This window comes from Pectobacterium brasiliense (genome assembly GCF_016950255.1).
Classification (GTDB): domain Bacteria; phylum Pseudomonadota; class Gammaproteobacteria; order Enterobacterales; family Enterobacteriaceae; genus Pectobacterium; species Pectobacterium brasiliense.
The window spans coordinates 42,095-56,662 of the sequence record NZ_JACGFN010000002.1 but is presented as its reverse complement, the minus strand read 5'-3'; the positions used below and the strand labels follow the sequence as shown (position 1 = coordinate 56,662).

The 14,568-nt window shown below is 55.9% G+C and carries 11 protein-coding genes; 7 read left to right on the top strand and 4 right to left on the bottom strand.

What is annotated here, in order from left to right; translation table 11 throughout:
- Positions 1-16: 16 nt before the first annotated feature.
- The 4 genes from H4F65_RS14835 to H4F65_RS14820 form a co-directional block, all read right to left on the bottom strand.
- Positions 17-850: a transporter substrate-binding domain-containing protein gene (locus H4F65_RS14835; RefSeq protein WP_010278662.1), complete on the bottom strand. Its 834-nt coding sequence runs from the start codon at positions 848-850 to the stop codon at positions 17-19.
- Between the two features lie 364 nt (positions 851-1,214).
- The gene (locus tag H4F65_RS14830) at positions 1,215-2,396 is read right to left on the bottom strand and encodes a mandelate racemase/muconate lactonizing enzyme family protein (RefSeq protein ID WP_010278017.1); all 1,182 of its coding nucleotides are present in this window, start codon (positions 2,394-2,396) and stop codon (positions 1,215-1,217) included.
- Between the two features lie 41 nt (positions 2,397-2,437).
- The gene (locus tag H4F65_RS14825) at positions 2,438-3,172 is read right to left on the bottom strand and encodes an alpha/beta fold hydrolase (protein ID WP_010278008.1); all 735 of its coding nucleotides are present in this window, start codon (positions 3,170-3,172) and stop codon (positions 2,438-2,440) included.
- Positions 3,162-4,655, bottom strand: coding sequence for a Sapep family Mn(2+)-dependent dipeptidase (locus H4F65_RS14820; RefSeq protein WP_010278006.1), 1,494 nt, complete (start codon positions 4,653-4,655; stop codon positions 3,162-3,164). The genes H4F65_RS14825 and H4F65_RS14820 overlap by 11 nt, the downstream gene beginning before the upstream one ends.
- 246 nt (positions 4,656-4,901) lie before the next feature.
- Here H4F65_RS14820 and H4F65_RS14815 point away from each other — a divergent pair, with 246 nt between their 5' ends.
- The 7 genes from H4F65_RS14815 (at position 4,902) to H4F65_RS14785 (ending at position 14,550) form a co-directional block, all read left to right on the top strand.
- Entirely contained in the window at positions 4,902-6,983 is a 2,082-nt protein-coding gene (locus tag H4F65_RS14815) for a hydantoinase/oxoprolinase family protein (RefSeq protein ID WP_010278004.1), read from the top strand.
- Entirely contained in the window at positions 6,980-8,974 is a 1,995-nt protein-coding gene (locus H4F65_RS14810) for a hydantoinase B/oxoprolinase family protein (RefSeq protein ID WP_010277999.1), read from the top strand. The genes H4F65_RS14815 and H4F65_RS14810 overlap by 4 nt, the downstream gene beginning before the upstream one ends.
- A 28-nt stretch (positions 8,975-9,002) precedes the next feature.
- Positions 9,003-10,088 carry an ABC transporter substrate-binding protein gene (locus H4F65_RS14805; protein ID WP_010277996.1) on the top strand — a complete coding sequence of 362 codons (1,086 nt, stop codon included), beginning with the start codon at positions 9,003-9,005 and terminating at the stop codon, positions 10,086-10,088.
- Positions 10,085-11,182, top strand: a complete 1,098-nt coding sequence (locus tag H4F65_RS14800) for an ABC transporter ATP-binding protein (protein ID WP_010277990.1) — start codon at positions 10,085-10,087, stop codon at positions 11,180-11,182. Before H4F65_RS14805 ends, H4F65_RS14800 begins: the two co-directional genes overlap by 4 nt.
- Positions 11,179-12,060: an ABC transporter permease gene (locus H4F65_RS14795; protein WP_010277987.1), complete on the top strand. Its 882-nt coding sequence runs from the start codon at positions 11,179-11,181 to the stop codon at positions 12,058-12,060. The genes H4F65_RS14800 and H4F65_RS14795 overlap by 4 nt, the downstream gene beginning before the upstream one ends.
- Complete coding sequence (locus H4F65_RS14790; protein ID WP_010277983.1) at positions 12,050-12,856, top strand: ABC transporter permease; 807 nt, start codon at positions 12,050-12,052, stop codon at positions 12,854-12,856. The genes H4F65_RS14795 and H4F65_RS14790 overlap by 11 nt, the downstream gene beginning before the upstream one ends.
- A 476-nt stretch (positions 12,857-13,332) precedes the next feature.
- Entirely contained in the window at positions 13,333-14,550 is a 1,218-nt protein-coding gene (locus H4F65_RS14785) for a M20 family metallopeptidase (protein ID WP_010277979.1), read from the top strand.
- The last annotated feature ends 18 nt before the right edge of the window (positions 14,551-14,568 follow it).

The following is a 14,568-nucleotide window of genomic DNA, read 5'->3' as shown; positions in this document are numbered from 1 at the left end:
TTTAACCGTTTCCGACTTATTTCCAGTCTTCTTTAATGACCGACGGCACTTTGCTGACGTCCACGCCGCGCAGTTTGAGAGCCTGTTCATAGTAGTGCTGCGTCTTGCCGGATTGATACAGCTTGGCAAACTCGTCATTCAGGAAGTTATGGAAGGTCTGATCGGCTTCTTTACGGGTTGCTCCGCTGGTGCTGACCTCAATAATCGGCTTCGGCAGAATCAAATTGCCCTTGCCGACTTTAGCCTGTTGCAGCGCCAGAGCAGGGTGGAAATAGGACAGCGCATCGACCCGGCCCGCATAGAACGCGGCCACGCCTTCATCCATATTCGGGAAACGCACCAACTGCGCTTTTGGCAGACGTTTGGTCAGAATCAGGTCCGGGCTGGAGCCCAGCGTGACGCCGATTTTAACATCTTCCCGATTGAGGTCGTCCCAGTTGGTCACCGTAATGCCATCACGAATCAACACACCTTGCGCATACCAAAAGAAGGGCTGCTCAGGAAAATCGACCGCTTTTTTCCGCTCTTCCGTCGGGTCGAGCACCAGCATGGTATCGATCTGACCGGTTTGTAAGGCGGCGATGGCATTACCCCAGGTGGTTTCCACCGTCACCAGCTTGACCCCCAGATCGTTTGCCAGCTCTTTACCGATGTTATAGCCGATGCCATCCCATTCTCCGGTTGATGGATTTTTAAAATACCAGGGCTCGCCCTGTGCCACACCGATGCGTAACTCACCGGTCTGTTTGATGTGTTGCCATGTCGAGGTTTGTGTGTCGGCGGCCTGGCTGAAAAAGGAGGCGCTAATCAGCGAGATCGCCATGAATACCTGGTGAAGTGAACGTTTCATTATAATTACCTTGGTGATTGAGTTTTAATCGAGGCGATATATTTCGCTCATGCAGAGTAGCGAAATACTTATAGCGAAATTAGTTCTTTTCGCCTTATCTCATTCCAGATAAATATAAGTGTTAGGCAAGAAAAAAACCGTGTTGGGCAGTGGCGTACCTCGCCGTAGGGCGTGGAATCTGGGGTGATGGCATTTGTCTCATCATTAAGCGGATGAGTATTGCAGTATTTCCCGGTTTTTTTACCAGCGAAAGGGCATAGCAATAATTTCGCTATGCTTTCTCATTCTTGGTTATTGACCAACGGCATACTGATTTGACAGGTCGTGGCGCTATCAGTGACGCGCCACGACCTATTGGTGTGCTTTATTGATCGACGACGGAACCGTCGACGTGCAGTCGGGTTTTCAGGCCGCGACGGCGGTAAGGGAAGCGGTTCTCCAGATCGTCCGCCAGCTCGATACCGATGCCGGATTGCGTCGGGATCTCCATGAATCCATCCACGCATTTGAAGGTGTTCTTCACCACGTCTTTTTTCCGCACGCCGTTCTCTACACCGGTCGCACCAAATTTTTCCGACAGTGCCGGCTGGTCATCCCCCGGATATTCCAGCAGCGCAAAGTTCGGAATGCTGACGGCGATCTGCAAACAGGCGGCGGTAGACACTGGGCTGAGCGGGTTGTGTGGCACCACCATCAAATCGTTGGCTTCTGCCAGAGCGGCCACTTTTTTCGCTCCGGTAATCCCACCGCACATGCAGACGTCAGGGCGCACATAGGCGACGGCGTTGCGGCGAATCAGCATCGCGAACTCTTGTGGGTTATTCAGGCGCTCACCGGTGGCGATAGGAATATTAATTTTGTCGGCCACTTCCGCCATCGAATCGAAGTTATCCGCGCCGATAGGGTCTTCAATAAAATAGGGATAAAACGGTTCAATGCCGCGTGCGAACACCACGGCATCGGCGGGCTTTAGGCGACGGTGGACTTCGATACACAGATCGACATCGTTACCGACGGCTTCCCGATAGAGGCCGATGCGCTCGATGGCTTCGCCGATCTCTTTGGCGTGAGTAGTGAAGTAGGGGGTATCGCGCGATTCATCCAGAAAAGGCGTGAGGTGACCAATCGCGGTAAAACCGTCGGCCTTGGCTTTTTTCAGATTGGCGATGGTTTCTTCGGTAGTGCGCCCGCCCGCGTGGGCATAAACACGCGCCTTGTCGCGGCAGCGGCCGCCCAGCAGGTTATAAACCGGCGTATCGTAATACTTGCCCGCGATGTCCCACAGAGCGATATCAATGGCGCTGATAGCACCCATGATGGCGGCACCGCGGAAATGCCAGCAGCGGTACATATATTGCCAGTGGTGTTCGATCCGCAACGGATCCTGCCCAATCAGGTACGTGCGCAATGCCTCGACGGCACCTTTGGAGGCATCGAGAAATCCCCAGGCACCGGATTCGCCAATGCCCGTCAGCCCCTCGTCGGTGGTGACCTCAACAAACATATATCGATTCGCGAGAATCACGCGCACGTCGGTAATTTTCATCAACCCTTTCCTTAAGTTAGCCTGCTTAGGATTGAGTCTAATCACAGAGGCGTGCGGGTTGTCAACGCTGATGTCAGTAGTGTTGTTAGCGCGTCAGGCGCATCGATCATGGCATCGTGGTCGCTATTGAGCGTCAGAAAATGCCAGCTTGGATCGGTCTGAGCACGTTGTATCGAGGTGGTGAGGTAGTTGCCCGCCGCGCGCGTGCAGCGGATATAGGTCTTTTTCAGTGTCGGTGGCGCGGGAGGTAAGGCTACTGATTCAAAATAGGTGTTTACCGGCTGCGGTGTCAGGTGAGCATCGACCCACTCGCGGTCGGCTTCATTCACGCCAAACAGCAGCGATGGAAGCGGGGGAATGTGCCACGCGGGGTCGCGTGCTGCCTGCGTCTGGTAGGCGGCGATAAGGTCGGGCGCGTGATCCAGTAACTTCTCACCCGGTGCGGGTAAAAAAGCATCCAGCAGAATCAGATGGCTGACGACGTCAGGCAACTGATATGCGGCAGCCGTGGCGGGAAATCCGCCGTAGCTGTGTCCGACCAACGTGATGTTTTGCCAACCCTGTTGCTGGATTGTATCGATAATGTCGTGAATGTGCGTAGACAGGTTTATGCCACGCGATAGCTCGCCACGGCGTTCGGCCAACCCGGCGAGCGTCGGCGCGGCGGCGGCGAAACCTGCGGCGGTAAGCCGCTCAGTGATGCGTGACCAGCACCAGCCACCGTGCCAGGCGCCATGTATCAACACAAAGGCTGTTGTGTTGTCATCAACGAGCATGGGAAGGCTTCTCCTGATTTTGCGCATGCAGTGCCGCGTCCAGTCGTATGAGTGCAATCACATAGACTGGCAGCGCTGCCAGCAGCGACGGCAGATGAATCACTTCGTCAGCGCCATGCGGTAAGCCGTGGCCGATAGGCAGGAAATCTGGGCTGTTATCCTCAGTACGTAGATAGCCTGGGCCAAACGTAGTCGCCCGCGGCAGCACTTTGGAATGGGTGACGCCCCCCATGGAATAGGCCGGCTCTGTGCGCCCTGTGACATCGTGCCAGCTTTGCTGCAAGAGCTGTCGTGTACTGTCCTCTTCAGGCAGATAAAATGGGGGCACATCGCGCCAACCGTCTACCAGCGTGATGTCGTTTGTCAACGTGGCAAGCCCATCGCGCAAGGTCGTTATGATGGTGTTTCCTTCCAGCGTCACCGGATAACGCATATCGGCAAGGAGGGTGAGTGAGCCGGACGTAGTGGATTGCCACAGACCGGCGTTCAACGTCAGTTTACCTGACGGCTCATCCTCCTGGGCCAGACCAATGCCCTCACCATGGGGAGAGGTGAAAATCTGCTGTAACTGCGTGGCCAGCGTACGTTCCCGTTCTGGCAGCAAATCCAGTTCGCGTAGCGCGTCGAGTAGCACGATGGCGGCGCTGAGTGTGCCATCGGGGAACGCAGCGTGACCCGCAATACCCTGCGCGTGTATCGTTAGCCCAAGTTCGGTGGGTCTTAGCGTAATGCGTCCCGCGCCCAAACCGCGCAGCCCATCCACTGTGAGATCGCGAGGTGCATCGGGGAGGGTGAGATATGCGGTGGCTGGAATACTGTTGGCCGCATTGCCCGCTGTCAGGTTCGCCAGTACGCCTGCGTCGGCAATGTGTAGCCGGAATGTGATTTGTCCTTTCTGCGCATAGTTCACTGGAAACTTCCCGTCGGTGACCAGAGAAAGACGTGGCACGGGCCCATGTTGGGCAAACCAGACGAGATCGGCCATATCGGTCTCTTCCGCCAGCCCATACACGATACGCAGGTTGTGGTGCAGGGGCAGATTCAGCGCGCGCACCAGCTTGAGCAAATACAAATTGAGGATCGCAGGGCCTTTATTGTCAGCCACGCCGCGACCAATCAGAAAATCACCATGGCGCGTTAGCGCAAACGGCGGATACGTCCAATGTTCACCGGCGGGGACGACATCAAGGTGGCTTATCAGGCCGATATCCTCGTCGTGCTCACCGTAAATTACCGAACCCGCGTAGCCTTCATGCCGTTCGGTTCGAAACCCGGCCTGATCTGCCAGCGTTAGCGCGGTATCCAACATGTGAGCGCATACGGAGCCGAATGGTGCACCCGGCTGCGCAAGATCGGCACGGCTCACGCTGGGAATGGCAATCCATGTCGCCAGTTCATTAATCAGTGAATCACTCTGCTCGGCAATCCAGTTCTCAATGTGCGGTAACAGGGCGCTTTCTTGAGGGGTAAGGGTTGTAGACATACTTTCCTCCATTAAGTGACAGATAACATAAAACATCTGCCCGCCACGTTTTAGCTTGATTCTGGCTATGGATATCTGTGAGCGACATATATCACTGGCTAATCCCTAATTTCGGCAAACGATAGCAAAATTTGTTATTCGTCCCGCTTCTCGCTGACATGGTAATTACGAGTTATTAACGACTGCTTATTATTCATAACACTTGGTATTTTTTGGCGCATCGCGCCTTTTCATCAGGAGAATAGGGTGAACACACTTGCGACTACTGGCGCGCGGGTAGGGGTGGATGTGGGCGGTACCTTTACCGACTTTGTCTTATTCGAACCTATTCGTCAGCAGTATTTCTTTCATAAACAGCCGAGTACACCGGACGATCCGGCACATGCCGTGCGTGACGGGTTATTGGCGCTTCTGCATAAGAGCGAGCTGCCTGCCTCTGCGATAGCGTTCCTGCTGCACGGTACAACGCTTGGGCTTAATGCCATTATTCAGCGGCGCGGTGCACGTATTGCGCTGGTTGTTAGCCGAGGTTTTCGCGATGTGCTGGAAATCGGCCGCGCTCGTTTACCTTCTTCCTTTGATTTTCATGCCGATCGTGAGCCCCCCTTTCTGCCACGCCAGCGTGTGCTGGAGATTCTCGCACGCTTTACCCCGCAGGGGGAATGGTCGTCGCGTCCCACAGCGGAGGATATCGCCACGCTGGTGACACAGATACAGGCACTGGAGGTCAGTGCGGTAGCGCTAATGACGATTAACGGGTACGCCAACCCGCAGGCGGAAGCCGAGCTGGCGCAGCAAATCGCCGAGCCGCTATTGGATATTCCGGTGCTGTCTGCCGCACAGCTATGGCCGGAAATTCGCGAGTATGAACGTACGCTGGTCGCCGGGCTTAATGCCTATATTCAACCGCTGATGCAGCGCTATTTTTCCCGACTGGCGGCGTTGCTACAGCAGGAGGACATTAGCGCCAAACTGCTGATCACGGCTTCAAACGGTGGCGTGCTGCCGTTGGAGGGGGCGCTGCAACGTCCTGTCGATACTTTGCTTTCTGGTCCGGCTTCGGGCGTCAGTGCCGCAGCGCGGCTGGTAAAACACTCTGGTGGCGGTGGATTCCTCTCCTTTGATATGGGGGGTACCAGCAGCGATATGTCGCTTTCATTGGACGGTGAAGTCGCCCGCGTGACGCGCACAGATATTGGTGGATTGCCGCTGATCTTACCGGTGGTGGGGGTCTCGGCAATTGGCGCTGGCGGAGGCTCTGTGGTGCATGTGGATGAGTACGGAATTTTAAAGGTTGGCCCAGAAAGTGCGGGTGCTGACCCTGGTCCGGTGGCCTATGCGCGGGGTGGCGATCGACCCACTGTGACTGACTGCTATCTGGTGAGCGGTATTGTGTCGGCGGAGACTTTTCTGGGCGGCGCGATGCCGCTGGATGCTGCGCGAGCTCAAACTGCATTGGCAGATCTTGCGGCACGACTCGGGTTCTCCGGTGATGAAGCAGCTCAGCAGGCGGCTAGTGGCGCATTAGCCGTCGCGACGACCCAGATGGCGACTGAATTGAATAAAGTGCTGGCACAGCAGGGGGCGTCACCGGATGCGCTGACGCTGGTGCCGTTTGGCGGTGCGGGACCCACCCATGCCAATCTGCTGGCCGATGAAGCGGGTATTACTCGAATTCTGGTGCCGTTACGTCCTGGGACGTTCTGTGCTCAAGGGGCGGTAACGGCGGATATTCGACGTGATTTCATCCGTAGCCTGCGTGTGACGGTGAATGATGAAGCGCAAGCGCCTATTCTCGCCGTGCTGCGTACACTGCGCGATCTGGCCTTGTCATGGTTTGCGCAACAAGGGGCGGCCTTCAGCACGCATGTCACTTTCGATGTGGAAGCCGATATGCGTTATTCCGGTCAGGCCTACGAACTGACGGTGCCTTTAGGCGAGCCTGATGGGATCGGTGTTGCTGCACTCCTCGCAGCATTTACGCAACAACATCGGCAACGCTACGGTTTCGTCAACCCCGATGGGGAAGTCGTGCTAACGACGCTGCGGTTATCGCTCACCGCCCGCCTACCAGCGTTACCTGATGAGCGCACGGCGTTTGCTAGCACAGGCGTTGCGCCCATCACACGCCGCTTCTATTTTCGTCAGCGCTGGCATGATGCCACGGTGTGGCAACGCCAAACGCTGTGTGAAGGTGACGTGCTGAATGGTCCGGCTATCGTTGAGCAGGATGACACCACCACGCTGATTTTACCCGACTGGCAGGGTTCGGTAGACGTGCAGGGGAATCTCCTTATCGTCAAAAAAACGACGGGAGGTAAGGCATGAAACTGGATGCGATTACGTTAGAGATCCTGAATAACAAGCTGACCGCGTTGACAGAAGAGATGTGCTATATCCTGCAACGCACGGGACGTACGCTCTATGTAAAGGAAACCGCGGATTTCTGCTGTGCCGTCGCCGACCGTCATGGGCGTTTTTTTGCTTATCCGCGTGGGATCGGGGTGTCCGGTTTTGTCGGGCTAGACAGCTTGCCTACCATGCAGGCATTCGACGATCTGCAACCGGGCGATGTGATCCTGACTAACGATCCCTATCGCTCGCGCGGGTTAGCCACCCATCTTCCCGACCTGCAACTGTTGGCACCGTGGTTTATCGACGGAGAGATTGTCGCGTGGGGCTGGGCATTTCTGCATGCTTCCGACGTCGGCGGGCGGGTGCCAAGTAGTATTTCGCCAACGAACAGCGATATTTTTCAGGAAGGGCTGCAAATTCCACCGATCAGGCTGGTCCGTGGCGGTGAGATTAACCGTGAGTTGATGCAATTGTTGGCAGCCAATAGCCGAACCCCTGAGGCCAACGCGGGGGACATTCAGGCGATGCTGGCGGCATTAAATGCCGGGCAGCAGCGGCTGGCGCAGATTGTGCGTCTGCACGGTGTGGCGGATGTGGTGCAGGCGCAGCAGGATTTACAGGACTATGCGACGGCGCGTGCCCGACAAGTATTACGCCGTATTCCGAACGGAACTTATGCGTTTGAAGATTATCTGGACGATGCGGCAGGCTGCGGGCTGCCGGTGCGCCTTGTGGTCAGCGCACGGGTAGACGATGGCGCTATCCATCTCGATTTTACCGGCAGCGACGCGCAGGTGACGGCTGCCATTAATATTCCCAGCCACGGCGAACCCCATGCCTGGCTTACGTTGCGTATTCTGGCGCTGGTTTGCACGCTGGATAAAACGGTACCAATCAATGCTGGCCTACTGGCTCCGATAACCCTGTTTGCGCCGTCCGGTTCGGTAGTCAACCCGCAGTTTCCCGCCGCGGTGGGCGTGCGCCACGCGACGGCGGTACGGGTCAATGACGTGTTAAATGGCCTGCTCGGTCAGGCGCTCGCCAAGGTGATGCCCGCTGCTAGCGGCGGCACCATTATTCCTTTGGTTGTCGCTGAACGGCGTTCGCAAGGGCGTGAACAGAATGTTCAGGTGATCGAACCGATGGTGGGCGGTGGCGGCGCGCGTTGGGGACACGATGGTATTGATGGCCGCGACAACAGTATTTCCAATCTGGCGAATAACCCAGTCGAGATGGTCGAGGCAGAAACACACGTTGAAATTGTGCGGTACGGCCTGCGTGAGGACTCTGCGGGGGCCGGACAGTGGCGCGGTGGAATGGGACAGCAGATCCACATTCGCCTGCTTCAGGACGACAGCACCATTCTGGCGCGCGGCATGGAACGTAGGGTGTTTCAGCCGTGGGGCGCGCACGGTGGGCTACCGGGAGAGTGCGCCACGATGACGCTGAATCCCGGCCGAGGGGATATTGAATTAGGCAAGATCGATCTGCTCAGTGTGAAACAGGGCGATGAAATTTTATTGCAAACACCGGGCGGTGGCGGGTGGGGCGATCCCTTTGCGCGTGATGTTGCCGCGGTGCTGGACGATGTCGAGAACCAGTTGATTAGCGAAACGTCTGCCCGCGAGCGCTATGGCGTGGTTATCGTAAAGGGTGTGGTCGATCGTGATGAAACCGCCAGACATCGGGCGCTCGCGCCTCATCACTCGTCATTCGGCCCCGCGCGGGATCATTGGTTGGCAGTCTTTGAGCCCGCGCTACTAACGCGCCTTAATGTCTTGTTATATCCGCTGTTGCCCGCTGAACGGCAGCGTTTTCGTCAGCAAGTCTTTGCCGCGGCGCTGGCGCACCTGCCTGCGGGTTTTCCACAGCAAACCTCGTCTTCTATCACGCTTGCCCGACAGGGCTTTGCCGATGCGCTGGCTGTATTAGAACGGCAGGCATCCCCATTTTCTGCGCCGTAAATGCGCACTGTAATCACCAGGAGAAATTATGCGTGTCACCCTTATCAGAACGTTAGTGCTTAGTGCGTTGTCTGCCACGTTTGCCACCGCGGTGTTTGCCGAGTCGACGACGCTGAAAGCCACCGATTCCGTGGTGATCGGCGTCTATGGCGGCGATTGGGAGAAAAATATTCGTGCTGCCGGGCTAGAGCAGTTTGCCAAAGACAACAATATCAAGCTGACCGTGGTGCCAGGCGCTGACGCCGAGTGGTTTGCCAAGCTGCGCGCCAGTAAAGGGCGACGAGCGCCTTACGATATTGTGGTGTTCCAGCCAGACACGGTACAGCGGGCGATTGCCGCCGATCTGCTACAACCGCTTGATGCACAGCATATTCCCAACCTCGACAAGCTCTACCCGAGCGTGCAGTCGCGTTTTGTCAGCGATAACAAAACCTATGCTGCCGCATTTAGTCTCGGGCAGTTGGGGCTGGCGTACCGCAGCGATTTGGTGAAAACGCCGCCGACGAGCTGGCTGGATTTGTGGAAACCGGAATACAAGGGGCATGTGGCGATTTCCTCGCCAACCTATGCCGCTGGATTGCAGTTTTTTGCCGGACTGGTCAATGCGCTGGGCGGGAAGCTGGATAATCCCGCGGATGTTGACAAGGCATTCGCCAAACTGACGGAACTGCGCGGTAACGCCGTCGCTTTCCCTGACAGCCCTGGTGCGATTCAGACGCTGCTGGAACGAGGCGATGCCTGGATTGTGCCTTATTGGGATGGGCGCGTGTTTGCGCTCAAGCAGCAGGGCGTGAAGGTCGATTTCGTTTATCCCTCTGATGGCCCGGTGGTCGGTGCGGCTAACTGGGTGATCCCGAAAGGAGCACCGAATCTGGCGAATGCCTACAAACTGGTGAATGCGCTTTCTGGTGATAAGACGCAAAAAGCGTTCTCCGATAAATCTTTGTACGGCATGACTAACAAGGACGTGCAGTACAGTGCGACGTTAAAACAGCAGGTTCAGGTTGGGGAAGAGGCTTACAGCAAGCTCATCTGGATCGACTACGCTACTGCGACACCACAGTTGGCTGACTGGACCAGCCGTTGGAGTAAAGCGCTGGGGGGCGGCAAATGAGTGCGGTGTCCATTGATGGCGTTGTGCGGGAGTTTGACGCACACCGTGCTCTGGATGGCGTCAGTCTTGAGATTGCGCAGGGCGAGTTTTTCTCCCTGCTGGGGCCGAGCGGCTGTGGTAAAACCACGCTGCTCAATATTATCGCAGGCTTTCTGGCACCCACCGCCGGACGTGTGCGTCTCAACGGGCAGGATATTACCGATTGTCCGCCGTACCGTCGCAACATCGGGATGGTGTTCCAAAACTATGCGCTATTCCCGCATTTAAGCGTTGAGGAAAATGTCGCCTATGGCCTTAACGTCCGGCGGGTCAGCCGTCAGGATCGTCAGCGTCGGGTAAAGGAGGTGCTGCATCAGGTACGGCTGGAGGGCTTAGCGACGCGCAGGCCACATCAGTTATCCGGCGGGCAGCAGCAGCGCGTAGCCATTGCCCGTGCGCTGGCGATTGAACCGCAGGTTCTGTTATTGGATGAACCCCTGTCTAACCTCGATGCGCGGTTACGTAAAGTGATGCAGGATGAGCTACGTGCATTGCAGCAGCGTGTAGGAATTACGACCGTTCTGGTGACGCACGATCAGGAGGAAGCCTTAACATTGTCCGATCGTATCGGCATCCTAGGTAATGGTCGCCTTCAGCAGCTAGGGACGCCGTGGCAGCTTTACCATGCGCCGGAAAACCGGTTTGTCGCCGAGTTTATCGGACAGGCAAATTTGTTGACGGTGAGCGCGAACGCCGCTGGCGGTCACTATGTGGCGCACGACCATTTCGTTGCCGCGGCACAGCCGCTGGTGGTCGCCACGCCTGTCTTCACCCCTCAGGCTCAGCGGCTGATGATTCGACCAGAGCGTATCGCGCTCGCGTCAGTTCCGAATGAGGGTCGAGCGGGCGTCAACCACACTGCCGCAACGGTGAAACAGGCTAGCTACGCCGGGGCGTCGGTACGTCTGATCTGCCAGTTACCGGGCGGTGGGACGCTACTGGTGCAGGCCGATGAGCGGACGTTTTCTCGCCTGCCTGCCGTCGGCGAAACCTGCTTTCTGCACTGGCAGGTGGACGATGTGGTGATTTTACCCGCCGAAGGTGATGCCGCATGAGTCTCTCGCGCCTGAAAGAGAATAAGAACGCGTTTCCCTGGCTGATGTTGACCCCTTGCCTGGTGTTTCTGCTGCTATTTTTGCTGGTACCGATTCTGCTACTGGTCGATCAGAGCCTCACGGAGGTGGACGGACTATTGGAACCGCTGCCGGGATTCAGCCTGACGCAATATATTGCGGTATTTACGCAGTACGACTACCTGTACGCCCTGTGGACCACGCTGTGGGTTTCTGTACTTACGGCACTGCTGACCGTCCTATTGGCCTGGCCTGCCGCCTGGCTGTTGGTGACGACGCGACGCCGAACGTGGCGCACGCTGCTCTACATCATTTTAATTTCCCCGCTGCTGACCAGCGTGGTGATTCGGACGTTCGCCTGGATTGTGCTGTTGGCGCAAAATGGGCTGGTTAACAGCGTGCTGATGGCAACGAGTCTGATCCCACAGCCGCTCAGCCTGTTGTGGAATATGAATGCGGTGATTATCGCCTACGTGCAGGTGATGTTGCCGTTTGCCGTGCTGCCGTTGATCACGTCGCTCAACGAGATGGCACCGTCGTTACGGCTGGCTTCAATGAGTCTTGGGGCGACACCGTCACAGACGTTTAGGTGGGTGGTGCTGCCACTGACGCTTCCGGGCATGGTCACGGGGTTTGTGATCGTGTTTTCGCTGGCTGCGGGCAGTTATATTACGCCGCTGCTGATTGGCGGACGGTTGCAACCGCTGTTACCTATCTCGATTTATCAGCAGGCGATGCAGATCGCTAATCTGCCAATGGCGGCGGCGCTTTCGCTCACGCTGCTAGTCATGACGCTGTTAGTGGCGGGGGCGGCGGGGCAGGTATTGAAACGTTGGGAGAGGAAGAACCATGGTCACTGATCGTTCGCCTGGCGTCCGTTTACGTCAGTATGCCGTCACGCTGGCGGGTATACTGGTTTATGCTTTTCTCGCGCTACCGGTACTCGTGATTGTGCTATCCGCATTCAGCCCGGAAACCTATCCGCAGTTCCCACCACGTGATATCTCGCTACGCTGGTTTCGTGCCCTGCTGGAGGATGAAAACTGGCGTTCATCACTTGGCGTTAGTCTGCTGCTACTGGTGATTGTCACGCCGTTGACGGTGATGGTCGGCACGTTTGCCGCTTGGGCACTGGCACGTCTGGAGTTTCGTTATCGTGAAAGCCTTCAGGCTTTTATTTTATCTCCGTTGATGATCCCACAGGTTGTATTGGGGATCGCGCTGCTCTATGTACTTATGGCCGCAGGGCTGGCGGGAAGTATTACTGGGCTGGTGATCGGCCATATGGTGGTGGCGCTGCCGTATGTGGTGCGTACGGTCAGCGTCAGTCTGGCGGCGATGGACAGACGTCTGGAGGCCGTGTCGATGAGCCTCGGTGCCGGGCGTGCCTATACCTTTCGGCATGTAACGCTGCCGCTGATTAAACCCGGTATGCTGGCGGGGGCTGTCTTTGCGGCAGTCACGTCGTTCGGCGAGGTTTCAGTGAGCCTGTTCCTCAGTGCGCCGGATACCATCACCGTACCCGTCCGTATCTTCAATTATGTCGATCAAACTTTCGATCCGACGGTGAACGCCATTTCGGTGATATTTATCGCCATTGCGGTGCTGCTGCTTATTGTCATTGAGAAGCGTATCGGTTTGACCAAAATCCTTTAACTCATGTGTGATATACCCTAAATAATTCGAGTTTCAGGACAACACGTTAGCGTTTAGAAAAACGCACATGCGACTTGAAGTATGACGGGTATAAATAACGGTAAATAGCTACGGTAACCCTTTGGGCGCTGCCACGGTGCGGCTCGGATAAAGGTGGGATGATCAGGAGTAGCTGCCTGGAAAATACAATACCGTTTATCAGATATCCTTATCCTGAATCTCTATAAAGGAAATGATCGGTTACCGTTATAGTGATGGTGAAATAAGTCATTAGAAGCACGCTTATTATTTTGAACGTCGTTTGATAAATGCCCGCATCGTGGGTATTCATCGTAAACAACACTGAATTGATTGTTATTTCCTGCCGCTATCGGCGGGCGGGCGTCTTTATCCCTAAAACGTGTGGAATAAAGGCAGGATTATTGCGTGATATATCCATAACACATATATCCATAACAAATAGAAAGGTGAGCAAGATGGGAACTACCGCATTACAGCAGCGTATTACTAGCAGTATTGAGCAGCATCGCGAAGAATATATTGCGATTTCCCAGGATATTCATGCGCATCCTGAGACAGGAAATAATGAATATTACGCCAGCGGGCTATTAACGGATTTATTAAAGAAACATCACTTCACGGTAACGCTGAACGTTGCCGGACACGAAACGGCTTTTTATGCCGAAAAGGATAGTGGTAAACCGGGGCCAACCATTGCTTACCTCGCTGAATACGATGCGTTAATTGATATTGGCCACGCCTGCGGTCACAACATCATCGGAGTAACCAGTATTGCGGCGGCGATTGCGTTGGCTGAGGTAATCGATCAGACCGGTGGCAAAGTGGTGGTATTAGGAACGCCAGCTGAAGAAGGGGGACTGCGTGGCAAAGGCGGAATTAATGGCAACGTGAAAGCGCGTTTTGTCGAACATGGCTTCCTCGATAAGGTTGATGTCGCGCTGATGGTGCATCCAGCCGGAAAAACGCGTCTCACCGGGCCGTCACTGGCGAATAACCATCTCTATTTTCATTTTTACGGTAAACCTTCCCATGCCGGAAGCTCGCCACATAAAGGTGTGAACGCACTGGATGCGCTCGTGCTGCTTTACAACGGGATTAGCGTGCTACGCCAGCAACTGCCGGACGGCGTTCGGGTTCACGGCATTATCACTAACGGCGGGCAGGCACCGAATGTGATTCCAGAATACGCCTCCGCTCACTATTACATCCGTGCCAAAACGCGTGAAGAAGTGCTGGCGTTGGAGCCACGTATTCGCGCGATTGCGGATGGCGTCGCGCTGGCGACGGGAACGACGGTAAAGATTGAACATCAGGTTGGCCCGCGCGATTTCCTGATCAATCACACGCTGAATGCTGTCTTGCTGGAAGAGTTCACCGCCGCAGGGGAAGTGGTCGATCAAAACGCGAAAGAGGGCATTGGTTCGACGGACGCGGGAGATATCAGTCACGCGGTGCCGACGGCACACCCCACCATTAAAATCGGCCCTGACGATCTGATCGGCCACACCGTGCCATTCCGTGAAGCGGCAAATTCTCCACTCGGTTACGCCGCGCTGCTGACGGGCGCGCAGGTTCTGGCTCGAACCGGTTTACGACTGTTGACGGATGCTCGTGCGTTGCAGGATGCCAAGGACGAGTTCGCGGGCCGTCATGCGGTAACTGACGCTGCCTGAACGTGCGTATTAATTGAC